20 protein-coding genes are annotated in these 25231 nt (G+C 61.5%); 17 read left to right on the top strand and 3 right to left on the bottom strand.

Annotated elements, in window-relative coordinates:
- Positions 1–3 precede the first annotated feature (3 nt).
- Entirely contained in the window at positions 4–885 is an 882-nt protein-coding gene (locus PTZ19_RS02690) for a DUF6807 domain-containing protein (RefSeq protein ID WP_276352214.1), read from the top strand.
- 315 nt (positions 886–1200) lie between these two features.
- Here PTZ19_RS02690 and PTZ19_RS02685 read toward each other — a convergent pair whose 3' ends face one another.
- The gene (locus PTZ19_RS02685) at positions 1201–2061 is read right to left on the bottom strand and encodes a helix-turn-helix domain-containing protein (RefSeq protein WP_276352213.1); all 861 of its coding nucleotides are present in this window, start codon (positions 2059–2061) and stop codon (positions 1201–1203) included.
- Between the two features lie 135 nt (positions 2062–2196).
- Here PTZ19_RS02685 and PTZ19_RS02680 point away from each other — a divergent pair, with 135 nt between their 5' ends.
- The 3 genes from PTZ19_RS02680 to PTZ19_RS02670 all read left to right on the top strand — a co-directional run bounded on the left by PTZ19_RS02680 (position 2197) and on the right by PTZ19_RS02670 (position 7738).
- Positions 2197–4185 carry a glycoside hydrolase family 127 protein gene (locus PTZ19_RS02680; RefSeq protein ID WP_276352212.1) on the top strand — a complete coding sequence of 663 codons (1989 nt, stop codon included), beginning with the start codon at positions 2197–2199 and terminating at the stop codon, positions 4183–4185.
- Positions 4186–4476: 291 nt separating this feature from the next.
- Positions 4477–6552: a 3-hydroxyacyl-CoA dehydrogenase/enoyl-CoA hydratase family protein gene (locus PTZ19_RS02675; RefSeq protein ID WP_276352211.1), complete on the top strand. Its 2076-nt coding sequence runs from the start codon at positions 4477–4479 to the stop codon at positions 6550–6552.
- Positions 6539–7738, top strand: a complete 1200-nt coding sequence (locus tag PTZ19_RS02670; RefSeq protein ID WP_276352210.1) for a thiolase family protein — start codon at positions 6539–6541, stop codon at positions 7736–7738. Before PTZ19_RS02675 ends, PTZ19_RS02670 begins: the two co-directional genes overlap by 14 nt.
- Positions 7739–7754: 16 nt before the next feature.
- On the opposite strand, the gene PTZ19_RS02665 is transcribed toward PTZ19_RS02670, so the two are convergent.
- Positions 7755–8207: a DUF3237 domain-containing protein gene (locus tag PTZ19_RS02665; protein ID WP_276352209.1), complete on the bottom strand. Its 453-nt coding sequence runs from the start codon at positions 8205–8207 to the stop codon at positions 7755–7757.
- Positions 8208–8221: 14 nt separating this feature from the next.
- Positions 8222–9466 (bottom strand): flavin-dependent oxidoreductase, encoded by a 1245-nt coding sequence (locus tag PTZ19_RS02660; protein ID WP_276352208.1) that lies wholly within the window; start codon positions 9464–9466, stop codon positions 8222–8224.
- 241 nt (positions 9467–9707) lie between these two features.
- Between PTZ19_RS02660 and PTZ19_RS02655 the strand changes: the two genes are divergently transcribed.
- The 13 genes from PTZ19_RS02655 (at position 9708) to PTZ19_RS02595 (ending at position 25189) form a co-directional block, all read left to right on the top strand.
- Positions 9708–10646, top strand: a complete 939-nt coding sequence (locus tag PTZ19_RS02655; protein WP_276352207.1) for an alpha/beta hydrolase — start codon at positions 9708–9710, stop codon at positions 10644–10646.
- Positions 10647–10660: 14 nt separating this feature from the next.
- The gene (locus tag PTZ19_RS02650) at positions 10661–12364 is read left to right on the top strand and encodes a CocE/NonD family hydrolase (RefSeq protein ID WP_276352206.1); all 1704 of its coding nucleotides are present in this window, start codon (positions 10661–10663) and stop codon (positions 12362–12364) included.
- A gap of 34 nt (positions 12365–12398) precedes the next feature.
- On the top strand, positions 12399–12821 hold the full coding sequence (locus PTZ19_RS02645) for a hypothetical protein (RefSeq protein ID WP_276352205.1): 423 nt from the start codon (positions 12399–12401) through the stop codon (positions 12819–12821).
- A 624-nt stretch (positions 12822–13445) separates the two neighbouring features.
- The gene (locus tag PTZ19_RS02640; protein ID WP_276352204.1) at positions 13446–13715 is read left to right on the top strand and encodes a zinc-binding dehydrogenase; all 270 of its coding nucleotides are present in this window, start codon (positions 13446–13448) and stop codon (positions 13713–13715) included.
- Between the two features lie 298 nt (positions 13716–14013).
- Entirely contained in the window at positions 14014–14865 is an 852-nt protein-coding gene (locus PTZ19_RS02635) for an alpha/beta fold hydrolase (protein ID WP_276352203.1), read from the top strand.
- 15 nt (positions 14866–14880) lie between these two features.
- Complete coding sequence (locus tag PTZ19_RS02630) at positions 14881–16014, top strand: CapA family protein (protein WP_276352202.1); 1134 nt, start codon at positions 14881–14883, stop codon at positions 16012–16014.
- A gap of 3 nt (positions 16015–16017) precedes the next feature.
- Positions 16018–17532: a carboxylesterase/lipase family protein gene (locus PTZ19_RS02625; RefSeq protein ID WP_276352201.1), complete on the top strand. Its 1515-nt coding sequence runs from the start codon at positions 16018–16020 to the stop codon at positions 17530–17532.
- Positions 17533–17552: 20 nt separating this feature from the next.
- Complete coding sequence (locus PTZ19_RS02620) at positions 17553–19172, top strand: ABC transporter substrate-binding protein (protein ID WP_276352200.1); 1620 nt, start codon at positions 17553–17555, stop codon at positions 19170–19172.
- Between the two features lie 29 nt (positions 19173–19201).
- A complete protein-coding gene (locus PTZ19_RS02615) occupies positions 19202–20758 on the top strand; it encodes a carboxylesterase/lipase family protein (RefSeq protein ID WP_276352199.1) in 1557 nt (518 codons plus the stop codon).
- 13 nt (positions 20759–20771) lie between these two features.
- A complete protein-coding gene (locus PTZ19_RS02610; RefSeq protein WP_276352198.1) occupies positions 20772–22145 on the top strand; it encodes an MmgE/PrpD family protein in 1374 nt (457 codons plus the stop codon).
- Positions 22146–22288: 143 nt separating this feature from the next.
- A complete protein-coding gene (locus PTZ19_RS02605) occupies positions 22289–23152 on the top strand; it encodes a 3-hydroxyacyl-CoA dehydrogenase family protein (protein WP_276352197.1) in 864 nt (287 codons plus the stop codon).
- A 20-nt stretch (positions 23153–23172) separates the two neighbouring features.
- Complete coding sequence (locus tag PTZ19_RS02600) at positions 23173–23952, top strand: enoyl-CoA hydratase/isomerase family protein (RefSeq protein ID WP_276352196.1); 780 nt, start codon at positions 23173–23175, stop codon at positions 23950–23952.
- A 19-nt stretch (positions 23953–23971) separates the two neighbouring features.
- Positions 23972–25189 carry an FAD-dependent monooxygenase gene (locus PTZ19_RS02595; protein WP_276352195.1) on the top strand — a complete coding sequence of 406 codons (1218 nt, stop codon included), beginning with the start codon at positions 23972–23974 and terminating at the stop codon, positions 25187–25189.
- Positions 25190–25231: the final 42 nt, after the last annotated feature.

Genomic DNA, 25231 nt, shown 5'->3' with positions numbered 1-25231 from the left:
ATCATGGGGATGGAGTTAAGCACCGCGTACGAACAACAAAACGCGGCGTGGCGGGTCGCGTCCGGCGGCCGTACGCTGTTGGAATACGTATACGGGGAGGCGGAAGATCCGAACCCGTCTTTCCGGCGGGTGCTCACGCCGGCCGGCCGCGACATCGCGCTGTATCGGCCGTGGGACCATCCGTGGCATCCCGGCTTGTTCTTTTCCTGGAAATACTTGAACGGCCTCAATTTCTGGGAGTCCATGTACGACGGCAAGCGCAACGTGGCCGTGACGCGGGCGTTCGAACCGCTGGCGGACGGGTCGGTCGGCTTCCGGCAATCCCTCGATTACGTCACGTACGAGGGGAACGCCTTGCTGAGCGAGGAGCGCCGGGTCGAGATCGAACCCGTCGAATCCGGGGGATACGCGATCCGCTGGGAAGCGTCGTTCCGGCCAACCGCGGGAGACGTCGTCCTGGACCGCACCGAGGTGACCGACAAGACGCCTTGGGGCGGCTATGCCGGGCTGTCGTGCCGTTTGGCCCGCAATTTCCTGGGGCCCGTCATCACGACGGACCAAGGCGTGTTTTCGGCAGAGGAGACGCACAACAAGCCGTTCGCCTGGTGCGATTACGCCGGGCGGGTAGACGGGTTCACCGACCGGCCGTGGGCGGGGATCTGCATCATGAACGATCCGGATAATCCCCGCCATCCGTCTCCGATGCTGACCTACGATTACAAGGACATGCAGTTTCTTCAGGCCGCCTTCCTGCAAGATGCGCCGCTGACCTTGAAGACCGGCGAAAGTCTCCGGCTGCGGTACGCCCTTTACGTGCACGACGGCCAAGCGGACCGGGACTCGTTGGCCCGGCTGTACGCGAAGCTTTTTCCGAGCGCCGGTTGAGCGGTACCGCCATGAGCCGCCGATGCGCTACAGGCCGTTCATTGCCGAAAAACCCTTGCGGGGCAAGGGTTTTTCGGGTTTTCAGCGCATGTTAGGCTCCGGCCGAACTATTCATGCCTATTTTTCGATTGCGGCGGCATTTTCCAATCCTACGGCGATTGCGAGGCGGGAAGTTGGCGGGTTTTACCACATAGCGGACGGGTGTCGAACCCCGAACCCCAGCTTTCGAAGGGGAGATAAGAAACTTTCTTTCTTAACGCCCCCCGAACTCCAAGAGGAAAATCCGCGCCCCAACATCCCGAGGAAACGCTGCCTTCACTCGGAATGCCGTTTCCGGAACGCGAGCGGCGACAAGCCCGTTTGTCGTTTGAAGCAGTTGGAGAAATACGGGGCCGTGCGGAAACCGACCTGTTCGGCCACGAGCGCCATCGGCCATTCCGTCTTGATGAGCAGAAGCTTCGCCTGCTCGATGCGATACCGGTGCAAATATTCCATCGGGGTGCAGCGGTACATTTCTTTCATGCACCGGACGATGTAGTTGGGATGGAAATGGAACGCGTCGGCCAGCATTTCGTTCGTCAGCTCCGTTTGATAATGCTGGCGCAAGTAAGTCTCGATCCGCTCCGCGAGCTTCCGGGCGGTGACGGAGGCTCGGCCGCCGAACGCCGGCTCGTCCATTTCCTGCAGCAGCTCCAGGAATAGCTGCTGCTCTTTCCAATACGCGTTCGAGCGCCGCTCCCCCGAGCTTTCCAGCAGTTGCCCGAGGAGCAGCTCCGCCCTGGCGAACGATCGGGGAGCCGCGTACTGCGGAATGCTCAGTTTGCCCGGATTGGCCCAAGCGTTCCGCATGGGGACGGCATCATCCGTCTCGCCGTGCCAATGGTGGTTTCCCCGGAAATCGAAATGGACCCAGTAAAATTCCGTCTCCTCCCGGCACGGCTCCGTCGTGTAATGATAGCGGTCCGGGAGCAGCAGCAGCGATTGTCCTTGCGAAACTTCCCAAGTTTTTTCGTCCTCTCCGAGAAACAGCGTCCCCTTCAAGAGAAACAGCCAATCGAACACGCCGAGATTGCGCCGATTCGGATGCGATTCGCCCGGCGCGTAGCGGGTGCGTCCGATTTCGAGATAATAGGGCATCGGAGGCAGCTTCATCACGATCAGGTTTTGCGGGTCCATGGGCAAGTTCCTCTCTCGCGACAAGTGTGAAATTTTATAAAAAAAGGTTCGGTTAGACACTGGTTTGGGGCTGTCTACAAGAATAAACTGAAAGTCGGGAAGTTTCAATTCGGATAAATTGAGGTGGATGCGATTATGGCAGAAGGATCCGTCGGAACCCCGGCGAAAACGGAAGAGATCCGAATCCGGGACCCGTTCTGGGACCGTTATCAAGAGCTCGTGAGAAAGGCCGTTATCCCGTACCAGTGGGAAGCGCTCAACGATCGGATTCCCGGCGCCGAACCCAGCCGCGCCATCCGGAATTTCCGGATCGCGGCAGGACTCGAGGAAGGCGAGTTCGGGGGCATGGTGTTTCAGGACAGCGACCTCGCCAAATGGCTGGAAGCCGTCGGTTATTCGCTTGCCGCTTTTCCCGACCCCGAGCTGGAGCGCATCGCGGACGAAGCCATCGAGCTCGTCGCGAAGGCGCAGCGCGCGGACGGTTATTTGAATACCTACTTCACCGTCAAGGAACCGGGCAAAGAATGGACGAACCTTCATGAAGCGCACGAGCTGTATTGCGCCGGGCATATGATCGAAGCGGCCGTCGCGTATTACGCCGGAACCGGCAAGCGGAAGCTGCTGGACGTCGCCTGCAAGCTCGCCGACCATATCGACTCGGTGTTCGGACGGGAAGAAGGGAAGATTCGGGGCTACGACGGCCATCAGGAAATCGAGCTCGCCTTGGTCAAGCTGTACCAAACGACCGGCGAGGAACGGTACCTGAACCTGGCGAAATTTTTCATCGACGAGCGGGGACAGCAGCCGAACTTTTTCGTCTGCGAGTGCGAGCGGCGCGAAGGTTACAGCCATTGGGCGCAGAAAAAGCTGCCGATCCCGACCGTCGAGCAGCTCGCCTACAACCAAGCGCACAAACCGGTGCGCGAGCAGGACCAGGCGGTCGGCCATTCGGTGCGCGCGGTGTACATGTACGCCGCGATGGCCGATCTCGCCCGGTTAACCGGCGACGGGGAGCTGCTGGCGGCTTGCCGCAGGCTGTGGGACAACATGACGAACAAGCAGATGTACGTCACCGGCGGGATCGGCTCCACGCACCACGGGGAAGCGTTCACGTTCGACTACGATCTGCCGAACGATACGGTTTACGCGGAGACTTGCGCTTCGATCGGCCTCATTTTCTTCGCCCGCCGCATGCTGCAGCTGGAGGCGAAGGGCGAGTACGCGGACGTGATGGAACGGGCTTTATACAATAACGTGATCGGCAGCATGTCCCAGGACGGCAAACGCTACTTCTACGTCAATCCGCTGGAGGTATGGCCGGAAGCGTCCGAGCGCAATCCGGGCAAGCACCACGTGAAGGCGGTCCGCCAGCCGTGGTTCGGCTGCTCCTGCTGCCCGCCGAACGTCGCGCGGCTGCTCGGTTCGCTGAACGATTACGTGTATACCGCTTCTTCGGAGAACAACGCGGTGTACGTGCACTTGTTCATCGGAAGCGAAGCGCGTTTCGACTTGCCGTCCGGACCGGTCGCTTTCACGCAACAGTCGGATCTCCCTTGGGAAGGCCGCGTCCGATTCGAACTGACTTCCGTGCCGACCGGCGGCTTTGCGCTGGCGCTCCGCATTCCGTCCTGGTGCCGCGGGCAAGCGTCGCTCTCGATCAACGGCGCCGACGCTGCGTTCGAGACGGCGGACGGCTATGCCGTCATCCGCAGGACTTGGGCGCCGGGCGACGTCGTCGAGTGGAAGCCGCGCCTGGAAGCGGAGCTCGTCGCCTCCCGTCCGGAAATCCGCGCGAACGCGGGCAAAGCGGCGATTCAGCGCGGGCCGCTCGTCTATTGCTTCGAGGAGGCGGACAACGGCAGCCTGCTTCCGGCGCTTTCCATCGTCCGCGGGACGAAACTCGACGCCCGTTCGGACGGAAGCTTGCCCGGCGGCGCCGTCGTCGTCGAAGCGGCAGGCCGCAGGGAGGAAGGGACCTGGGAGAGCGATACGCCCTATCGGCCGCTGGCGGATCGGCCCGCGTACGCAGACGTGCGCCTGAAGGCGATCCCGTATTACTTGTGGAATAACCGGGAAGCCGGAGAAATGGCGGTTTGGCTTCGGATCGCGGAGCCGCAAGTTTAACGTTAAGCAGAGGCAAATCACAATGCCATAGGAGAAAGCGTTCACGGCCGAAAGCGGCGCGTGGACGCTTTTTTTATTCGGCTGAGCCATCGTGCCGCGAATATTTGGATTCCTTGCCATCGCGGCAGCAGAGAGCGGTTCGGATGGTCCATCCCTTAGGAGGAATGAAATTGCCTCCGTTTTTTCGTTCATCGTGTAGGTACATGAGAAATTACGCGCAAGTTACAATCCTATCGAGAAGGATGCGGATAAACCATGCAATAGATGAGGTCCAATCGAAGGAGAATGAAGATGTCCAAAAACTGGAAAATCGGAGTGGTCGGGGCCGGGAATATGGGTTCCGGCATCGCCCAGAAAATGGCGCAGGAAGGTTTGGAGGTCGTTCTTGTCGACGTGTCGAGCGAGCAGGCTGCCAGAGGACTGGCCACGATCAACCGTTTTTTGCGGGAAGGAACCGAACGCGGCATTCTGAGTGCGCGGCAAGCGGAAGCGACGCTGGGGCGCATTGTCGCGACGGACCGCTTCGAAGCCTTAAAAGAAGCGGACCTGGTCGTGGAAGCCGTGTTCGAGAATCTGGACGTAAAAGGCGAAGTGTTCCGGAGACTGGACCGAATCTGCGACGAAAAGACGATATTGGCAACCAACACGTCCAGCTTATACGTGAGGGATATCGCGAACTATACCCGCCGGCCGGATCGGGTCGTCGGCATGCACTATTTCTACCATCCGGCGAAGAACCGGCTGGTCGAAATCGTCCCGCATGCGGCGACGAGCGCCGAAACGGTCGAACGCGCCAAACTCATCGGAAAACTGCACAACAAAACCTGCATCGTCGTCAAAGATTCCCCCGGGTTTGCCGTGAATCGGTACTTTGTCCCGTTTTTGAACGAATCCGTCCGACTGCTGGAAGACGGCGTCGCCAACATTCCCACCATCGAGGCGGCCGCCAAACAAGCTTTTGAAATCGGAATGGGTCCTTTCGAATTAATGAATGTTACGGGCATTCCGATCGCCGTGCATTCCTCCGCTTACCTGGCCAAAGAAATCAGCGAATTCTACGCGCCGGCCCGTCGCTTGATCGAACAATCGGAAAAGAAAGAAGATTGGGATCTGAGCGGGGAAGTGGACGAAAGCCGGCTCGATCGGATCGGCCGCCATCTCTGCGCGGCCGTGTTCGGCGCGGCCGGCGCGCAGGTCGACGAGGGCGTGGCCGGCATCGAGGATACGGACCGCGGGGCCAAGATCGGTTTGCGATGGAAATGGGGCCCGTTCGAACTCATGAATAAAGTCGGCGTGGAACAAGCTTACGACATGGTCAAAGAACTCAACGCCCGGCGTCCGGGTTTCCATTTGCCGGAAATCATGAAAAAACAAGCCCTGCAGGGGACGCCCTTTGCTTTCCGGTACGTCGACCTGGAAGTCAAAAATCGGATTGCCTACATCACGATCAACCGTCCGGAGGCCATGAACGCCTTGAACCCCGCGGTCGTGGACCAACTGGAGGCGGCGTTCGACCAAGCCGAGAAAGACCCCGGGGTCCGGGGAATCGCGATCCGGGGCGCGGGGAAAGCCTTCGTGGCGGGCGCGGATATCAAGTTTTTCATCGATTGCATTCAGCGGGACGAGATCGATCAAAACGTGGCTTTCACGCGAAGAGGCCATCGGTTGTTCCGAAGGTTCGAAACGTCGGATAAAATGACCGTCGCCGTGCTGGACGGCCTTTCGCTGGGGGGCGGGAGCGAGCTGGCGCTTGCCTGCCAAGCGATCGTGGCGACGGAGCAAGGCTCCTTGGCGTTCCCGGAAAGCGGGCTGGGCATCTATCCGGGACTGGGCGGCATGCTGCGTACGAACCTTCACCTAGGGAAGGAGCTCGCCAAATATTACACCTTTACCGGCAGCAAACTTTCCGCGCAAGATGCGCACTCGCTTGGAATCGTGACGGAGCTCGTGGAAATGGAAGAAGTGGAAGCCGCGATCGAGCGGCTCGTTCAGGCAGGGAATCGCGACAAGTACCAGGCCAGGGAAATCCCCGCCGCTTACCGCGAATACCAAGCGGCTTTCTCCGACGAGAACGTCAAGCGGTTGTTCCATGGCGAGACTGCCCAAGGGGTGCGCGGCGAATTGGCCGAGCGGCTGGGCAAAATCCTCTCGTTTAAAGGCTTGATCGCGCTGGAGACGATGAACGATCTGATCGATCGGCAATCGAATCTTTCGATCGAGGAAGGCATGGAACTCGAACTGGACGGGTTAACGAAAATTTTCGCGACCGAGGACGCCGTGGCCGGCCTGACGGCTGCCCTCTCCGGAGAGAGGCCGGCTTTCAAGTTCAAGATCGGAAGGAGCGTCGCCTATCATGAGCAGGCTTGAAAAAGCATTCATTCCTTATGGCGGCTATTATTCCACTCCGTTCTGCAAATGGCAGGGCAGCTTCCAGCACGAAAACGCGATCGAGCTGGGGGCTCGATGCAGCAAAAAATGGTTTGAACGGAAACAATGGAACCCGAACGAGGAATTGGACTATTTGTATTTGGGCATCACGGTGGGCCAGCCCAGCGTTTTCTACGGCGCGTCTTGGGCGGCGACCTTGATGGGCGCACCGGACGTTCCGGGCCTTACCTTGATGCACGCGTGCGCCACTTCCACCACGACGCTGTTTCAAGCGGCGTCGGCGGTGGAGCTCGGGAATGCCGGTTCCGCCTATTGCCTGATGGTCGACCGATGCTCCAACGGACCGCACACGATTTGGCCGAATCCGAAAGGCCCGGGCGGCGAAGTGATTTCGGAAAACTGGAACATGGACAATATGGGCGGCGATCCGTCGACGGGCATCGCCATGGTGCAAACCGGGGAAAAGATCGCCAGGGAAAACGGGTTTACGAAAGAGCAGGCGGATGAGCTCACCCTCCGGAGATACGAGCAGTACGCGGACGCGTTAAAGGAGGACCGGGCTTTTCAAAAGCGCTACATGCTGCCGGTGGAAATCGCGGTGTCCAAACGGGAGACGAGGGTAGTCGACGCGGACGAGGGGGTGACGTCCACCTCGAGGGAAGCGCTGCGGAAGCTGAAACCGACGACGGAGAACGGCATCCTGTCGTTCGGGGGCCAGACGCACCCCGCGGACGGGAACGTCGGATTCGTCGTCACCACGCGGGAGAACGCGGCCCGGCTCAGCGCCGATGCCGGCATCCCGATCCAAATCGTGGCTTACGGCTACTCCCGGGCGGAGAAAGCCTCCATGCCGGCGGCGCCCGTCCCGGCCGTTCGGATGGCGCTGCAGCGAGCCGGACTCACGATCCACGACATGAAGGCGATCAAGAACCACAATCCGTTTATCGTCAACGATCTGTATTTGGCCCAAGCGCTGGACATCGACGCCATGAACTTCAACCATTACGGCAGTTCCTTGGTGTTCGGCCATCCCCAGGCGCCTACGGTGGGGAGGCTGCTCATCGAGGCGATCGAGGAGACGGTGCTGAAGGGCGGCGGTTACGCGCTCGCGACCGGCTGCGCGGCGGGAGACAACGGCGCGGCGATCATCGTGAAGGTGGGGTAAAGCGGCCGAAGGCCGCTCACAGGACTTTGTAAAACGTAATCCGCACCGCTTCCGGCGTCCGTTGCCCGGTTCCGATGAAAAGCGTGCGGTTCAGCCAGCCGTAACGCCCGTCTTCGGTCTCGAAGACGGGCGTCGTGCGGAAATAATACCGATCGGGGGACACCTCTTCCCCGTCCGCCAGCTTCGCCATGACTTCCCGGGGACCGTGCCGAAAACCTCGGTTCACGATGTAAATCATCGTTCCGTCCGTCGTCTTCATCGTGTACAACGCTTCGATTTCGGCGACGCCGTCCGGCCGGATCAGCTGCCAGTCGGCCCCGCCGGGGAGAATGATTCCTTCCAGGTCCGGACCCGAGACACGTCCGCCCAGGATCGGAATCATTTTTCTTATGCCCTTCGGCGTCGTCCCGACCTCTTGGATGGGACCGACCTCCACGACGGCTTCGAAAGAAAATTCGACGTTCAGCACATTCCCGCTTCCTTTCAGGCGTTCAACGTTTCTTTATCGAAGCCCGCCAGTTTCTTGTACCTCGACGAAATCTCTTCCAATTCTTCTCGGCTGATCACGGAATGCAAATCCGTAAACCCGTTCGGAGCCCGCTCCTCCACGATCTGCATGACGATCTCGGGACCGTTCTTCCGGTTGCTGAGCACGATCGAAGCCGTCTTCTCCAGCCTTGCCTCTTCGTAGTGCTTGAGGGCGGCCTCCACGTCGTCATGCTCCCGCAAGGAGCGGGACAACGCATCCGAGTCCAGGATCGCCTGCGAGGCTCCGTTCGAACCGATCGGATACATCGGATGCGCGGCGTCGCCGAGCAGCACGACCCGTCCGAACGCCCACCGCGGGACGGGATCTTTGTCGACGAGCGGGAATTCGAACACCGTCTCCGCTTGATCGATCAAGGAAGGGACATCGATCCAATCGAACTCCCAGTTCCGGAACGCCGGAGCGAAATCCGGTTTCCGCGCCTCCCGGTTCCAGTCGGTGCGGTCCAGCATGCCGCCGGGAACGGTCAATTCGGCGATCCAGTTGATGACGGATTTCCCGTCCCGGTCGGGGTAGGAGATCGGATACGCCACGAACTTCGTATCGACGTGGCCCATCATGATCATCGAACGGCCGGTCAAGAAGGGGGCGGCTTCCGTCGTGCCGCGCCATAAGATCCGTCCGCCGTACTTCGGCAGCCCTTCGTCGGGGTAATACGTTTTGCGCACCACGGAGTGGATGCCGTCGGCTCCGATCATGAAGTCCGCGGTATGATGGCCGACGGGTTGCCCCGACCTGCGGTTCGCGAAATAAGCGGTGACGCCGTCCGCCCCTTGTTCGAAGCCGGTCAGATGGTGGCCCGTGAGGACCGCGTCTTCGCCCATTCTCCGCCTCACTTCGCTCAGCAGCAGCATTTGCAGCTTGCCCCGATGAACGGAGTATTGGGGCCACGAATAGCCGGCATCCAGGCCTCTCGGCTCCTGCCAGATTTTCTGCCCGAATTTGTTGTAGTACACCAGTTCCGCGGTCCGAACGCCGATGGCGTCCAGATCGTCCGCCAATCCGAGCTCGGTCAGCACTTTGACGGAATGGGGCAGCAAATTGATGCCCACGCCCAGCGCCCGCACGTTCTCCACGCTTTCGAATACCCGCACCGACATGCCGAGCCGATGCAGCTGCAAGGCGGTTACCAGCCCGCCGATGCCTCCTCCGATGATCATTGCGTTTTTGGATTTGATCATAAGTTCGCTCCGTCCTTGGAATTCGCTCCTCTTGTCTATCCAGTAATTATAGTTCATTCTGAAGCGCTTGCAACCGCTTTTCCGGCACGCACGCTTTCCTTCGGCGCGGAAACCGCCGGCCCGTCCGAAGTTTCTGCTCCATGGACGATTCTCCGGCGGCGTTTTCGTCTTCCGGACAGGATGACACCGGGCGGCGGTTTCGGCATACTCCAAAGGGAGACGCTCAAGGAGGGGACGGAGCATGTCTGAAAGCCGATGGATGGTCTGCGGAATGACGCGATCCGAGTATGTCGCCAAACTCAAGGAGAAGCTGCCCGCGCTTCCCCGCCTGAACAAAGAGCGGTTTGCAAGAAAATGGCTGGATATTCCGTATACGAACCTGCCGGACTCCAAAAAACTGGACGTTTATTTGCCGGAGGACGGGAACGGGCCGTATCCCGCGGTCCTCTATATTCACGGCGGCGGTTTTTTTCTGGGCAGCAAGGACGACGTCACCAGCGCGCATGCGCTGCATGCCCCGGATCGGGGGTATGCGGCGGTCGTTATCGACTATTCGCTGAGCCTGGAAGCATCGTTTCCCACGCAAATCCATGAGGTGAAGGCGGCCATCCGCTGGCTCAAAGCGAACGGCGGCGCCTACGGGATCGATCCGGGGCGGATCGCCCTGATGGGCGCTTCCGCGGGCGCGCATTTGGCGGCATTGGCCGGCACGTCGGGCGCCGTCGGCGCGTTGGAAGACAAAAGCTTGGGGCATCCCGGGCAGAATGCGAAAGTCCAAGCGGTGGTCGTAGATTTCACGCCCGTCGATTTCGCCTCGGTGAACGAGCAGTTGGTCCGGCTGGGGCGCCGGATTCCGGAAGGTTTCGACGCCCCGCAATACTCTAGCGCGCTGTACTTGGGCGACTTGATGGAGCGCGTGCCCGAGATCGTCCGAGCCGCCAACCCCGAAACGTACGTGTCTTCTGACGCTCCCCCGTTCTACATTCAGCACGGGACGGAACACGAGATATTGCCGTATTTGCAGTCGGTGCATTTCGCGGAATTGCTGGAACGCGCCATCGGCCGAGAGCTCGTCGTGCTTTCCCTGCTGCAAGGAGTGGGGGGCGGCGAGGACCCGAACTACTTCACGCCGGAGACGGTCGCGCGGGAATTCGATTTCCTCGACCGTTATCTGAAATGAGAGGGGAAGCGCCCATGTCGGAGTTCAGCGGCTATACCCGGCGCTCCAAATACGTCGAAGGGTACGGAAGCGTCAAACTCGCCGTCGATCTGTACTTCCCGACGCGGGCGGACGGCTCGGAAGCAGGGGCGCTGCCTGCGGTTCTGCTGGCCGGCCGGTTTCACAGACGGCAAGCCTTCGAGATGTACCGAGACGTCATCGAAACGCTGCTCCGCAACGGATATGCGTATTTGGTGCTGGAGACGAGGGGATTCGGGGCGTCGTTCGGTTATTCCCAAGGGTTCTGCGAGCCGACCGACGGGGAGGACGTCAAAGCGGTGATCGAGTGGGCGGCCGAACAGCGCTGGTGCGACGGCCATGTCGGCATGATGGGTCTCTCCAACATGGGGCTGATCCAAGAAGCCGCCGCGGCTAGGAGGCCGCCGCATTTGCGGGCGATTACCCCCGTCGTCTGCAACAGCGACTTTTACTACCAGAACTATCCGAACGGCGTGTCGGCGCTGCCGGTCACGAGAAGCTTCGTTCCGCCGCCGGAAGCGATGGGAGCGCCGGTCGACGAAGATCCGGCCCCGAACTTTCCGCTAGCCGCCGCCGCGATGAAAGACCACGAGCGGAACCGGTCGTTCGCCGGATACCAGTTCACGGAGAACATGTTCCGCGATACGGTGAATCCCCGCTTCGGGTTTGCCCCCAACCTGGTGATCCCGCCGTGCGAATATACCGAGGAGATCAAAGCTTCGGGCGTCGCCGTTTATCAGATCGCGGGTTGGTTCGATCCCGGATGCGGAGGCCAATTGATCACCCAGGCCGATTGGGGCGGGCATATTCTGGTCGGACCTTGGGACCACGGCAGCAGCAAAGACGGGGAAACGGCTTTCCCGAACGGCAAAGTGGATATGGCGCGGGAACACCTGAGATGGTTCGACTACGCGCTGAAGGGCATCGACAACGGCTTCGCGGCGGAACCGGCCGTCCGGTACTACACGCTAAACGCGCCGGCCGGCAAGGAATGGCGTCAATCCTCCGCCTGGCCCCCGGAGAACGCCGAGCGGATCGCCTGGTTTTTCGGACCGGGGCCGTCGGGAACCGTCCGCTCCGCCAATGACGGCTGCCTAACCGCCGAACCCATCGATTCGCCGCATGTCGACCGTTACAAGACGGACTTCGAAATCGAGGTTTTCGATCCGCGCCGGGGACGAATGAACCGATACTTGCCGGAAGATCTGACCGCCAAGCTGGACGAGAAAGGATTGACCTACACGTCGGCCCCGCTGGAACGCGATCTGGAGGTGACCGGACATCCGGTCATGGAGCTGTGGGTGACGTCTACGGCTGAGGACGGCAATTTTCTCGCGTATCTGGAGGAAGTCCGGGCGGACGGAACGTCCCGTCTGGTGACCGAAGGCTTTATGCGGGCCTCCCATCGGAAGGAGTCGGCCAACGGAGTCTGGGACCGGATGGGCCTTCCTTACCACCGCAGCCTGGAAAGGGATTATGCGCCTCTCTCGGATCGCGAGCCGGCCAAGCTGGCGTTTATCCTCGAAGCCGTATCCTACGTCTATACGAGGGGAAGCCGGATCCGCGTCACCGTAACCAACGCGGAAAAAGGCGTGCAACAGCCGGAAGGCATCCGCGCCGACGATCCGCCCGTCGTCCGAATCCATTGCGGGGGCGATACGCCTTCTTCGGTGACGCTGCCGGTCGTCGGGAACGGTTAATCGGCGAAGTTCAAATCGAAAGGGAGGACGCGGCATGAACCGAAATCCATTGAACCAACTGGCCTTCTTGAGCGGGGCATGGCAGGGCGACGGCTTCATCGCGGATTTCACGGAGCCGGTCTACAATCTGATGTTCGGAAGCATGCAGGTCGCGGGCGATAACGGAACGGCCGCTTATTGGGAGACGTACCGATTCGAGGCGAGAAACGACAAGGTGTTCGTCTACCCCGCGCAGATGGGGAGAGAGAACGGAGCGTATCTGCTGCAGGAAAACGATCCGGCCGATCCCGAGGCGGGTCGGAAGACGTTCCGGTCTTTTATCGACAAGCAGGCCAGCATTCAGGAAATCTCCTTCGAATCGGCCCGGTCCGGCGAAGAGTTGAGGATCGGCGTGGCGGGATCGACGGAACGCGGAGCGATCCGCAAGGAATGGGTATTGTCGCGCCGGTCCGGGTAACCGGCCGCGCCAGGAGCAAGCGGATCGAAATCAGGCAACCGCCTTTTGACCGGAGCGTCGGAAGGCGGTTGCCTGATTTATTCGGATGACCAATTTACGAAAACCCTTTATGCTTCCATTCATGAAAGCGATCTATGGCACTTACTTGCGAACAAGAGAGGCTAGAGGCGGGGCGTTGTACGGAAAAGTCGGACAACATCGGCCAATTCCCCGAAAAAGCAGGGCGTTGTACGGAAAAGTCGGACAACGTGGGCCAATTCTCCGAAAAAGCGGGGCGTTGTACGGAAAAGTCGGGCAACGTCGGCGATTTCGGGGCGTTGGGATGGAGATAAGGATCATTCTTTCTTAACTCGCTGCCATTACCCGGTCTCCCGCGCCTTCGCTTGGGCAAAGCCCACCAAAGTAAAGGCAAACATTCATACTTCGCCCCCTGGACGATCCCTACGAATTACACAAACTTCTCGACGCTACCGATCACGGCGGGGAGTCACCTGAAATATTCGGTTCATTCACGAACAAGGGAGGCCTAAGGCGGAGAGTTGAACGTTATGAGTACGCGATCGATCGTTCATCCATAGTTTTTCGCTCGGCGTCAATAGGAACGGAGGTTTCGCGGAGCAATCGATGCTCCCCGTCCGCTATTCGGTGCCGGGCCTGGGGCCGATCCGGTTTCTCCATCCCGACGAAGCGCGGGGGATGTCGTTTGATATCGTCACCGAGGCGGCAGGGGCCCGAAGCGCGTTCGAAACGGGCTTGCGGCTCGTCCGGCCGGGCGGCGAGATGCTGCTGACCGGTCTGGCTCCGGAGTCCGAGATTCCGGTCATGCAAGTCGTTCGGCGGGAAATTTCCCCGTACGGGTCGCTCATCTATCACGCTACTCAAGATTTCACCTAGCCATGGAATATTTACGGGATCCGGATTTTAACGTCGAGCCGATCGTGACCCCTGTCTTTCCGTTCACGGATTACGAGAAAGCCTACGAGACCGCGATGTCGGGTCAGCACGGCAAGGTGGTGCTGGATTTCAGGGAGCATTTGGCATACCGTTCCCCGGTTTTGCGGCGGCATCCGTTTCTGCACGGTGAACGATTTCCGCCTAGCGTTTTCCTGCAGGGTTCACATAGGATTTCCGCTCGTTCTATTGCACAATGAAAACCGTAAGCGATTTCAACATGCGCGGAGGGGGAACCAGGATGCCAACGTATCGGACGCAAGACGGCGCGGATATCTACTACGAATCATTCGGCAGCGGAGAGGAGATCGTAATCTCCGCCCAGCAAAGCTTCGGCGGGGACTCCTACCAGAAGCGGCTTGCGCAAACGCTGCCCGGGTATCGCGTCTATGAGATCCAGTTGCGCGGCTACGGCAAGTCGACCCATGTCCAAGAGGATCTGGGAACGGGGTGGTATCGGATTTGGGCGAGGGACGTCGCCGAGTTCGCCCGTCAGCAAGGAATTTCCCGGTTCATCTATACGGGCAATTCCCATGGCGCCGGAGTCGGCTGGAGACTGGCCCTCGACTATCCGGAGCTGCTGAAGGCGTTCGTATCGGTGGTCGGCGCGCCGCACGACCGGGCGGGCGGAGACGTGTCTCCCGCCAGACAGCGGACGATCGACATGGCGGACGATCCGGCGGCGCTCAGAGAGATGATGGATCGGGCTCCCGCCCCGAAAGGATACCCGACCTCGAGCCCGGACCGGCTGGAGAGGCGGCAGCGGGCGCATGAGGATTTCAAGCGGTTTTTCCTGTCGATGGCGCCCGAGGAGCTGCGGATCAATCCCCGCAAGCCGCTGCCCGAAGCCGCAACGAACGAGGAGCTGGCCGAGCTGCTGGGGAAAGTGCGGACGCCGACCTTGATGCTGGCGGGTTTGCAGGACGACATCATTTCGGCCGAAATGTCGCTGCTGGCCGCGAAAGCCGTGCCCTATGCCAAGTCCGTGTTCTATCAGGACCACGGACACTCGCTCGCGAGCGAAGCGCCGGATCGGGTCATCGACGAAATCGCGCTGTTTATCGCCGAAATCAACCAGCATCGTTGGGGATGAAGGGAGGGAGCGGACATGCCGGAACCGATCGTCTTTTACGGAGTGGGGGACGTAGGCCCCGAGCGGGACGATCCCGATTCGATTTTCGCGCGCGTCGCGCCGGTGTTCCGCGGGGCGGATGTGACGTTCTGCCAGCTGGAGCCCGTGCTGTCAAGGCGCGGCGCGCAGCTGCCGCAGGTGAGGATGGCATGCCGGGGAGAACCGGAAGTCGCCGGGGCGATCCGCCGCGCCGGGTTCCAGGTCGTATCGTTCGCGACCAACCATTGCATGGACTTGGGGCGGGAGGCGTTTCAGGACACGCTTGACGTTTTGCGCGGGCAAAATTTGGCCGTCATCGGCGCAGGCCGCAACATCGAGGAGGCCCGGCAGCCGGCGATCGTGGAATGCAAAGGAACCAAGATCGCATTTCTGGCCTACAACACCATTTTGCCGCAGTCGTTCTGGGCCGAGGCGGACCGTCCGGGATGCGCGCCGCTGCGGGCCCATACGGTATACGAGCAAATCGAACACGATCAGCCGGGAACCCCGTGCCGGATCCATACCTTTGCCCATCGGGCGGATCTGCAGGCCATGGTTCGGGACGTGCGGCTGGCGAAAAGCCGGGCGGACCTGGTGTTCGTCTCGATGCATGGGGGCATTCACTTCGTTCCCGCCGTGCTCGCGGATTACCAGCGGGAAATGGCGCATGCGGCGATCGACGCGGGGGCGGACCTGATTCTGGGCCACCATGCCCATATTTTAAAAGGCGTCGAAGTGTATAAGGGCAAAGCCGTGTTCTACAGCTTGGGCAACTTCGCCATGGAGCTGCCGCGCGATTTCCGGTCGGAAGGAATGAAATCCGGGCAATTCAAGGAGATCCAGGGGCTGAATCCGGATTGGAAGCCGGAGCGCGCGGCGTGGCCTCCGGACTCCTACAAGTCGATGACGGTCAAATGCGCGATCGAGAATGGGCGGATCACGCGCGTGTCGTATCTTCCCACCCACATCGACCTGGACAACGTTCCCGAAATCGTCGCGGCCGATCATCCCCGCTTCGCGGAGATCGTGCGGTACGTGCGGGAGATTTCCGATTCGCAAGGCTTGAAGGCGCGCTTTACGGTGCTGGGGAACGAAGTGGTCGTGGAGCCCGCCGCGCCGGAGGAGGAGTGAGTTTTGGAACATTCGGACGTCCGGACGGCATGCGGTTGGGTGCGTGGAGCGAAAACGGGAACCGTCTGGGCCTGGAAAGGAATTCCCTACGCGAAAGCTCCGCTCGGGGATCTCCGGTTTCGCCCGCCGGAGCCCCCGGCGAGCTGGTCCGGCGTGCGGGAGGCTCTTCGGCACGGCCGCGCCGCTCCCCAGCCGGAACGTTTGGCGGCGGGCGCGGAGACGGGCGAAGACTGCCTTTATTTGAACATCTGGTCTCCGGGTGCGGACGGCAAGCGGAGGCCCGTGATGGTGTGGATCCATGGAGGCGCTTACATTGGCGGCTCCGCCGCGTCCCCCCTATACGACGGGGAAGCGTTCGCCGGGAACGGCGATGTCGTGTTCGTTTCCCTCAACTATCGATTAGGGACGTTGGGCTATTTGTATTTGGGACATTTGGGGGGCGAGGAATACGCCGGCTCCGGCAACAACGGGACGCTGGACCAGATCGCGGCGCTGCGCTGGATTCGCGATAACATCGCGGCTTTCGGCGGGGACCCGGACCGGATCACGGTTTTCGGCCAGTCGTCCGGCGCGGGCAGCGTCAGCGTTCTGTTGGCTTCGCCCATGGCGCAAGGGTTGTTCCGTCAGGCCGTTCTCCAGAGCTGGAGCGCTTCTTCGACCGCTTCCGCCGCGGATGCGGAAAAAGTGACCGCGCGCGTTTTAAGCCTGCTAGGGGTCTCGAGAACGAACGCTTTGCGCGAGCTGCAGCGCTTGCCCGCGCAAGCGCTGGCCGAGGCGGCGGCTTCCCTGCCTTTCGTGAGCCTGCGGCCGGTGGAGGACGGAGCGGTGCTGGGCGCGCCGCCGCTTGAGGCGATCCGGAACGGCGCCGCGGATTCGATCCCGATCGTAGCCGGAGGCACGCTGGACGAATACGGGATGTCCGCCAGCCGGGACCCGGTCTTCGGCCGGCAGGACGAGGAGGAAATCGTCCGCTATTGCGCGGAGATGGCAGGCCCGTTCTGGGACGAAGTCGCCCCCTACTATTGGGCCAACGAGGCGGCGGGACGCACGGCGGCGGAGAAAATGAAACGGATGATGACGTTCCACCGGTATACCTATTCGACCGAACGCCTGCTTTCGGCGTTGGCGGAAAGGAAGGCGCCCGTATGGGCGTACCGTTTCGATTGGAGATCCCCCGTTGCGGGAGGCGTTTTGGGCGCTTGCCACGGAATGGAGCTGCCGTTCGTGTTCGGCACGCTGGAGACGCAAGAGGCGCTGGACCGAACCGGAGGTTCCCCGGACCGGCAGCGACTGGCCGAACAGATGCAACGCGCCTGGATCTCCTTCGCCCGGAATGGGGATCCGGGAACGCCCGAAATACCGGCATGGCCAAGATACGATTCAGAGCGGCGCAAGACGATGCTGTTCCATCTCGGGAGCCGCGTTGCCGACGATCCGCACCGGGAAGAACGCGGCATTTGGGACCAAGCCTCGAAAAAGCTGCAGCTCGACCACCAGCCTGTCATCCTATCTTTTTAGACCATGGAGGAGATGTCCGAATGAAGAACCCCCGTTCGCGCTTCGCAAAGCCCTCTCTCTTGTTGGGCTTGATTTTGTTGCTTCTGCTGACCGCCTGCTCGAAGTCTTCCGAACCGACGCCGACGGATACGAGCGCGGCAGCCTCCGGCAGCCCCGAAAATTCCGCTTCCGGCAGCTCCGCCCCACCGGCGGCGCAGACCGGGGGAACGCTGAGAATCGGCGTTCCGTTCGACGCGAACGTGCTCGGCTACGCCAGCGATATGCGCCAGCAGGGCGAGATGTTCATCGGCGCTCCCGCGCTCGAAACGCTGGGACGTTACGACAGCGCGGGGAAAGTGGTTCCGCTGCTGGCCGAAAGCTGGACCCTCGACGCGAACGCCAAGACGATCGCGTTCAAGCTGAGAAGCGGGGTGAAATTCCACGACGGAACCGAGTTTAACGCGGAAGCGGCCAAGTGGAACATCGACCAATTCATTCAGGCGAAACGTCCGGAAATCGGCATGATCCGATCGGTGGAAGCCGTGGATCCGGCGACGCTGAGCATCAACTTGGAGACGTGGAACAGCAGCACGTTCGAATCGGTCGCTTGCCTGATTTACATGACCTCTCCGACGGCCGTGCAGTCCAACGGAAAAGAATGGGCCTCCACGCATCCGGTCGGCACGGGTCCTTTCGAATTCGCCGACTGGAAGCGCGGCGTGTCGGTTCAATACAAGAAAAATCCGAATTACTGGCAGGCGGGCAAGCCGAAATTGGACGGCGTCGCGTTCACGATCATCGAGGACCCGATGACCGCTTCTTCCTCTTTCAAAAACGGCGACATCGACGTCTATTATGCCATGAACGCTTCATCGGCCAACGAACTGAAGGGTTCGGCCGAGATCGTCAAGCTGAACACGGGGCTTGGCGCGGCGGAGTCGGCGATCACGTTCAGCAGCGGCAATCCCGATTCGCCGTTCGCCAACGTCAAGGTTCGCCAGGCGGCAGCCCTCGCGATCGACGCGAAAGCGATCGTCGAACAGATGTCCTACGGGTTCCAGTCGCCGACGAACCAAATGGGACTCCCCGCTTCCTGGTCGTACAATCCCGATCTGAAGGGATTCCCGTACAACCCGGAGGAAGCCAAGAAGCTGCTGGCGGAAGCGGGTTATCCGAACGGATTCAAAACGACGATGACGGTGCAGAACAGCCCGGACCTCGTGCAGATGTTCACGGCGATCCAAGGCTATTTGCAGAAGATCGGCATCGAAGCCCAGATCGAACAGGTCGACAACGCCAAGTTCTTGCAAATCCGCGGCAACGGATGGGAGGGCATCATCAATTCCACGCTTCGCGCGGACCCCGACGTAGGTCAATTCATGCCCGCTCTATACGGTCCGAAAGGCCTGTATGGCAAAAGCATCGCCCATCCGGAAGACGTGGAGAAGCTGTTCGGAACGATTGCCGCCGCACCCGACGACGATTCCAGGCAGCGGACGGCCCATGAGCTGCAGAAGCTCATTTTCGAGCAGTACGCTTTGTCCGTCCCGATCGGCGTGAGCACCAACCCGACGGCGAAGTCCGCCAAGGTGCATGATGACGGCCTCAACGCCGGTTCGGCCACCCAATGGACGCCGGAAGACGCTTGGCTCTCGAAATAGCCGGGTTTTGAGAAAGGAGGCTGGGCGCCATGACGCAAGAGGATGTCGTGGAGACCGCATACGGAAAAGTTCGCGGCGCGCTGACGAACGGGGTACTCAGCTTTAAAGGGATTCCATACGGGGGACCGACGCGCCGGTTTATGCCGCCGGTCAGGCCCGAGCCGTGGGCGGGCGTTCGCGACGCGCTTGCCTACGGACCCCGATGCACCCAGACGCAAGGTTTCATCAACACCGATAACGAACGGTCGAGAAGCCGCAAGCCTACCGGCATCGTCGAACCGGAAAGCGAAGACTGTCTCGTGCTGAACATCTGGACGGCCGCCGCCGGCGTCGGCCGCGCCCGCCCGGTGCTGTTCTGGTGCCATGGCGGCGGATACTTCAAAGGATCCGGCGCCGGCAACGGCACGGACGGAGCGGCACTGGCCCGCACCGGGGAAGCGGTTGTCGTAACCGTCAACCACCGGCTCGGCCCGCTTGGGTTCCTGCACCTTGGCGATGTCGCGGGACCGGAATACGCGGCCTCCGGCAACGCGGGGATGCTCGACCTCGTGGCCGCGCTGGAGTGGGTGAATGAAAATATCGCCGCGTTCGGAGGAGATCCCGGCAACGTGACCTTATTCGGGCATTCCGGCGGAGGCGGCAAAGTCAGCGCGCTGCTCGCAATGCCTTCGGCCCGCGGCTTGTTTCATCGGGCGATCGTCCAGGGTGCGCACGGCTTGCGCATGCTGTCGCGGGAGACGGCGGCGGAATTTACGTTGGCCATGCTTCGGAGTCTGAATTTGCGGGAGCACGAGATCGGCAAGCTGCGGGAGCTCCCCGCCCAGGCTCTGTGGGACGCCTATTTCCGATTAACCCCTTGGGACCCCTACGCGTTCGCCGAGAAAGGGCGAAGCGTGTCCAACATCGGGCCGGTCGTGGACGGTATTGTGCTGCCTCGGCACCCGTTCGACCCGGCAGGGCCCGAGTGCTCCGCCGACGTGCCGGTGATGATCGGCACCTCCAAGGACGAAGCGACGATTTTCCTGGCGGACGATCCGAAGCTCGGCGCCATCGACGAGGCGGGGATGCGCCGTTGGCTGAAGCATTACGTCGGGGAAGCGGAGATCGACCGCGCGGTGGAAGCGTACCGCAAGGATCGGCCCGACGCCTCGCCCAACGATCTCGTCGTGTCCATCGCCAGCGACAAGGTGACGATTTACGACGCGATCGTGCAAGCCGAACGGAAGCTGGAGCAGAAATCGGCGCCGGTCTATATGTACCGCTTCGACTGGGAGTCACCGATGCTGGGCGGGAAAATGGGAGCGTTCCACGGACTCGAAGTGCCGTTCGTCTTCGACAACCTCGCGCTGAACGCGGAGATCCTTGGCGGAGACGAGGATCCCGCGCTCGGCAAGCTTGCCGCGAACATGAGCCGATCCTGGATTTCGTTCGCCTTGACCGGCGATCCGAACCACGGCGGATTGCCCGATTGGCCCTCCTATACGTTGGAAGAAAGAGCCACGATGATTTTCGACAAGACGTGCCGCGTAGCCCGCGATCCCGGCCGCGAACGGAGACTGTACTGGAAACGCTTGAAAGGCGAGTAAAGGAGACCCGAACATGAGCTTATCCCAAGAAATCGCGACTTTTATATCGCAATACCGCGACGACGATTTGCCCGAACACGTGGCGGAAGTGACGAAGAAGGCGCTGCTGGACGCCATCGGCGTCACGCTGGCCGCGGGTACGCTCGGCGAAGGCGTTGAGCCGTTCATCCGCCTGGCCTCCGCCGACGGCGGCCGAGCGGAGAGCACGATTCTCGGCTTCGGCCGCAAGGCGTCCGCTCCGATGGCGGCGTTCGCCAACGGGGCCATGGCACACGCGATGGACTTCGAGGACGCGCACGACACGGCGCTCGTTCACTCGAACGCGGCCACGATTCCCGCCGCCTTGGCGGTGGCCGAAGCGTTAGGCGGCGTCACCGGCAAGCGGCTCATCGCCGCGGTCGCGCTCGGCAGCGAGCTCGTCTGCCGCATGGGACTGTCCATTCGGGACGACATGCTGGAGTACGGCTGGTACATGCCGCCGATTCTGAACGCTTTCGGGGCGACGGCGGCGGCCGGCAGGCTGCTCGGCCTCACGGGCGGGCAGATGCTGGACGCCTTCTCGCTGACGATGTGCCAGGCCGTATGCAGCGCGGAAATCACGAACAGCCCGCAGTCGGAAATCCGTTCCATCCGGGACGCGTTCGCCGCCAAAGCCGGCGTGCTGTCCGCCATGCTGGCCAAGGAAGGCGTGACCGGGTTCGAGCAGCCGTTCGAAGGCAAACGGGCTTTCTATCATGCGTTCGCCAGGGGGAATTACGACGCCGCGGCGCTGACGCGGGGCCTCGGAACCGATTTCGAATGCGCGGACATCAGCTTCAAGCCATGGCCGAGCTGCCGGGGGACGCATCCCTATATCGAAGGCGTACTGGGCCTGATGGCCGAGAACCGGATCGATCCGCTCGAGATTTCCGACATTCGCCTCGTGATCAGCCCGGTCAACCGCATGCTGTGCGAACCTGCGGACGCGAAGCGAACGCCGGCTTCCGCCATCAACGCGAAGTTCAGCCTGCCATTCGTGGTTGCGGCGGCGATCCATTACGGCAACGTCGCGCTGGAGCATTTTACGCCGGAGGCGCTGCGGAATCCGCATGTGCTTCGATTGGCCGAGCGGGTGCGGTACGAAGTCGATCCCGGCCGCGAGCTGAGGGACACGCTGGGCGGCGAAGTGCGCCTGCGCACCGCTTCGAAGTCCTTGTCCGCTACCGTCCGCGTCCCGTTGGGCAATCCCGAGCATCCGATGACCTTGGAGCAGCTGGAGCGCAAATTCGCGGACAACGCGAAATACGCGGCAACGCCGCTGTCCGACTCCGCGAAGGATCGGATCGTCCGGGCGATTGCCGGTTTGGAACTCGTGAACGACATTCGGGAAATCACCGCTGAATTGTGAACGAAGGGGATTCGTGTACCGCTGACGAATCCGGATGCAGTTTTTCGTACATGGTGTACGTTCAAGCGCGAAAATCGAGGTTTTATAATGGGTTTAGCCACAACCGCAAAGGAATGCAACAATCGCAAAGGAGAAGGTATGGCATGAGCAAACGCATCGTAGGCGTAGTCGGCGCCGGCACCATGGGAAGCGGAATCGCGCAACTGGCGGCGCAGCAAGGCTTCGAGGTCGTGCTCTATGACTTAAGCGAAGATCTCGTCGCCAAAGGCATGAGCCGCATCGCGGCAGCCTTGGGCAAAAGCGTGGAAAAGGGCAGGCTGACGGAAGAAGACAAGAACGCGGCGATGTCCCGCATCCGTTCGACCTCCGAACTGGAAGCGCTTCGCGATGGAAGCGTTGTCATCGAGGCCGTCGTCGAAAACATGGCGGTCAAGAAAGAAATTTTCGCCCGATTGGACGCTTTGTTGGGTCCGGGCGCGATTATGGCGACCAATACGTCCTCGCTCTCGATTACGGAATTGGCCGAAGCGACCCAGCGGCCGGATCGGGTGGCGGGGATGCATTTCTTCAACCCGGCGCCGGTGATGAAGCTCGTCGAGGTCGTGCGCGGCTTGAAATCGTCCGACGACGCGATCGCCGGCTTGATGGCGCTCGCGCGGGAGCTCGGGAAGGAACCGATCGAAGTGAAGAAGGACTCGCCCGGGTTTATCGTCAACCGGATCATGGTCCCGCAATTCATCGAGGCCATCCGCTTGGTGGAAGAAGGCGTGGCGACGCCGGAAGACGTGGATAAGGCGGTGAAGCTCGGCTTGAATTACCCGATGGGGCCGTTCGAGCTGCAGGACTTCGCGGGCGTGGACATCGGCCTGCACGTCATGGACTACTTCTACGAGGAGTTCAAGGACGAGCGATTCGCGGCGCCGTTGTCTCTTCGCCGGCTGATCCGGGCCGGGAGAACCGGAAAGAAAAGCGGCGCCGGATGGTACGATTACAAACCCAAACAATGATGGCGATTGGAGTGGAGCGAATGGACTGGGAAACGCTGGAGCTGGTCGTCGAAAAAAAAATCGCGGTGCTGCATTTGAACCGTCCGCCGGTCAACGCCTTGAACCGCAAGTTGTTCGAAGAGCTGTACGAAGCGCTGGAGTACATGGAACGCAGCGACGAAATCAAAGCGGTGATCATCGCCGGCAAAGGCGAAAAGGCGTTTGCGGCGGGGGCGGACATCACGGAGATGTCGGGACTGGACGCGGCGGGCATGGCGCAGATGAACGCCCTCTCGCGCCGGGCGTTCGAAAGGCTGGAAAACTTGCAGAAACCGACGATCGCCGCGGTTAACGGCTTGGCGCTGGGCGGGGGCTGCGAATTGGCCCTGTGCTGCGATTTCCGGATTTGCTCGGAGAATGCGCGTTTCGGCTTGCCGGAAATCACCCTGGCTATCATCCCGGGCGGCGGCGGCACGCAGCGGCTGCAACGGCTGATCGGCCAGGCCAAAGCGAAGGAACTGCTGTATTTCGGCGACATGATCGGGGCGGCGGACGCCGCGGCCTGCGGACTCGCCAACAAGGCGGTGCCGCTGGAAGGGCTGCTGGACGCCTGCAAGGAGTGGGCGGCGAAGCTTGCGGCCAAGCCGGCGATGGCGATGCGGATGATGAAGACCGCGGTGAACGCGGGCGCCGACACGGACTTAAGGAGCGCGCTGACGCTGGAGGCCGCCTGTTTCGGCACGGTGTTCGCCACCTATGATCGCCAGGAAGGCATGAACGCCTTCGTGGAAAAAAGAAAGCCGGTTTATCTGGACAAATAGGAAACGGGGGAAAGCATCCATGGACAACCGCAATCAGCCCGTCCTCGTCGTGGGCGCCGGTCCCGTCGGCATGGTCGCCGCTTTGGCGCTGCGCAGCCTGGGGCTGCCCGCGACGGTGATCGAAGCGGAGCTGGAAGGCCGGTTCCGCGAAGGAAGCCGGGCGATTTACATTCACAAGGCGACCCTGACGCTGCTGGAAGAGGTCTCGCCGGGCCTTGGCCATACGCTCGCCAAGAACGGGGTGATTTGGCCGGTCAAACGGACGTTGTACCGCGGCAAGGAAGTATACGTGCGCAAGTACCAGCCGCCGACGCCCGGCGAGCTGCCGGCTTTCACCAGTCTAGCGCAGGTGGAGATCGAAAAGCATCTCTATCAGGCATGCAAGGACGCCGGCGTACGGTTCGTCTGGGGCGCGCCGATCGCGTCGGTCCGTTCTGGCGCGGACGGCGTCGCACTGACCGCGCAATCCGGGGAGACGTGGAACGCGGAGTACGTCATCGCGGCGGACGGAGCCCGTTCCGCCGTGCGGCGCGAGGTCGGCATCGAAATGGAAGGACCGCGCTCGCAGGACTATTTTCTGGTCGTCGACGTCAAGGAGGATGAAGCCGATCCGATGCCTTTGGAACGCACGTTCCATTACTCGCATCCGGAGATGGACGGCCGCAACGTGCTGCTGGTGCCGTTCAAAGGCGGCTGGAGGGTCGATTTGCAGCTGCTGGAAGGAGACGACGCGGAGGCGTTCGGCGGCGTGGACGGCGTCCGGAAATGGCTGCCGAAGGTGATGGATCCGAAATACGCCGACCGCGTGACTTGGGTATCGACGTACCAGTTTTACCAGGTGGTGGCCAAGTCGTTCGCCGACGCGAAGCGCCGCGTGCTGCTCGCCGGCGAGGCCGCGCATCTGTTCGCGCCGTTCGGGGCGCGCGGCTTGAACTCGGGCGTGCCCGACGCCATCCTGGCGGCCAGGGGCATCCGCCGGGCGCTGGATGCCGCGGATGAAGGCGCAAGGGAGGAAGCGATCGCGGCCGCGGCCGAGGAACGCCGCACGGCCGCCTTGCATAATCGCGACGCGGCCGGCATCGCGCTCGAGCACATCCAGGGAAGCTCGCCGTACATGAACATGAAGCGGGAGCTCGCCGCGTCGCTGTGCTCCGTCGTTCCCAAGCTCGGCAGATGGCTGGACGAGGGGCCGTACGGCCCGAAGCAAGGTTCTTCCAAAGTGTCGACCAAATACTAGCAGCTTTGGGGATCGCGGCCGTTCGGGCACTGCAAGAGGAGG

Origin of the sequence: Cohnella caldifontis, from assembly GCF_029360585.1 — a bacterium.
In the GTDB taxonomy this organism is placed as follows: Bacteria; Bacillota; Bacilli; order Paenibacillales; family Paenibacillaceae; genus Cohnella; species Cohnella caldifontis.
The sequence above is the reverse complement of the archived record's forward strand: the minus strand, read 5'-3'. Positions and strand labels throughout refer to the sequence as shown.

Excerpts from the sequence above, each read along its gene's own strand:
- PTZ19_RS02680 (WP_276352212.1), top strand. The coding sequence starts at position 2,197 with ATGGCAGAAGGATCCGTCGGAACCCCGGCGAAAACGGAAGAGATCCGA.
- PTZ19_RS02675 (WP_276352211.1), top strand. The coding sequence starts at position 4,477 with ATGTCCAAAAACTGGAAAATCGGAGTGGTCGGGGCCGGGAATATGGGT.
- PTZ19_RS02630 (WP_276352202.1), top strand. The coding sequence starts at position 14,881 with ATGCCGGAACCGATCGTCTTTTACGGAGTGGGGGACGTAGGCCCCGAG.
- PTZ19_RS02595 (WP_276352195.1), top strand. The coding sequence starts at position 23,972 with ATGGACAACCGCAATCAGCCCGTCCTCGTCGTGGGCGCCGGTCCCGTC.
- PTZ19_RS02650 (WP_276352206.1), top strand. The coding sequence starts at position 10,661 with ATGTCGGAGTTCAGCGGCTATACCCGGCGCTCCAAATACGTCGAAGGG.
- PTZ19_RS02610 (WP_276352198.1), top strand. The coding sequence starts at position 20,772 with ATGAGCTTATCCCAAGAAATCGCGACTTTTATATCGCAATACCGCGAC.
- PTZ19_RS02670 (WP_276352210.1), top strand. The coding sequence starts at position 6,539 with ATGAGCAGGCTTGAAAAAGCATTCATTCCTTATGGCGGCTATTATTCC.
- PTZ19_RS02600 (WP_276352196.1), top strand. The coding sequence starts at position 23,173 with ATGGACTGGGAAACGCTGGAGCTGGTCGTCGAAAAAAAAATCGCGGTG.
- PTZ19_RS02690 (WP_276352214.1), top strand. The coding sequence starts at position 4 with ATGGGGATGGAGTTAAGCACCGCGTACGAACAACAAAACGCGGCGTGG.
- PTZ19_RS02635 (WP_276352203.1), top strand. The coding sequence starts at position 14,014 with ATGCCAACGTATCGGACGCAAGACGGCGCGGATATCTACTACGAATCA.
- PTZ19_RS02620 (WP_276352200.1), top strand. The coding sequence starts at position 17,553 with ATGAAGAACCCCCGTTCGCGCTTCGCAAAGCCCTCTCTCTTGTTGGGC.
- PTZ19_RS02660 (WP_276352208.1), bottom strand. The coding sequence starts at position 9,466 with ATGATCAAATCCAAAAACGCAATGATCATCGGAGGAGGCATCGGCGGG.
- PTZ19_RS02685 (WP_276352213.1), bottom strand. The coding sequence starts at position 2,061 with ATGGACCCGCAAAACCTGATCGTGATGAAGCTGCCTCCGATGCCCTAT.
- PTZ19_RS02645 (WP_276352205.1), top strand. The coding sequence starts at position 12,399 with ATGAACCGAAATCCATTGAACCAACTGGCCTTCTTGAGCGGGGCATGG.
- PTZ19_RS02605 (WP_276352197.1), top strand. The coding sequence starts at position 22,289 with ATGAGCAAACGCATCGTAGGCGTAGTCGGCGCCGGCACCATGGGAAGC.
- PTZ19_RS02615 (WP_276352199.1), top strand. The coding sequence starts at position 19,202 with ATGACGCAAGAGGATGTCGTGGAGACCGCATACGGAAAAGTTCGCGGC.
- PTZ19_RS02655 (WP_276352207.1), top strand. The coding sequence starts at position 9,708 with ATGTCTGAAAGCCGATGGATGGTCTGCGGAATGACGCGATCCGAGTAT.
- PTZ19_RS02640 (WP_276352204.1), top strand. The coding sequence starts at position 13,446 with ATGCTCCCCGTCCGCTATTCGGTGCCGGGCCTGGGGCCGATCCGGTTT.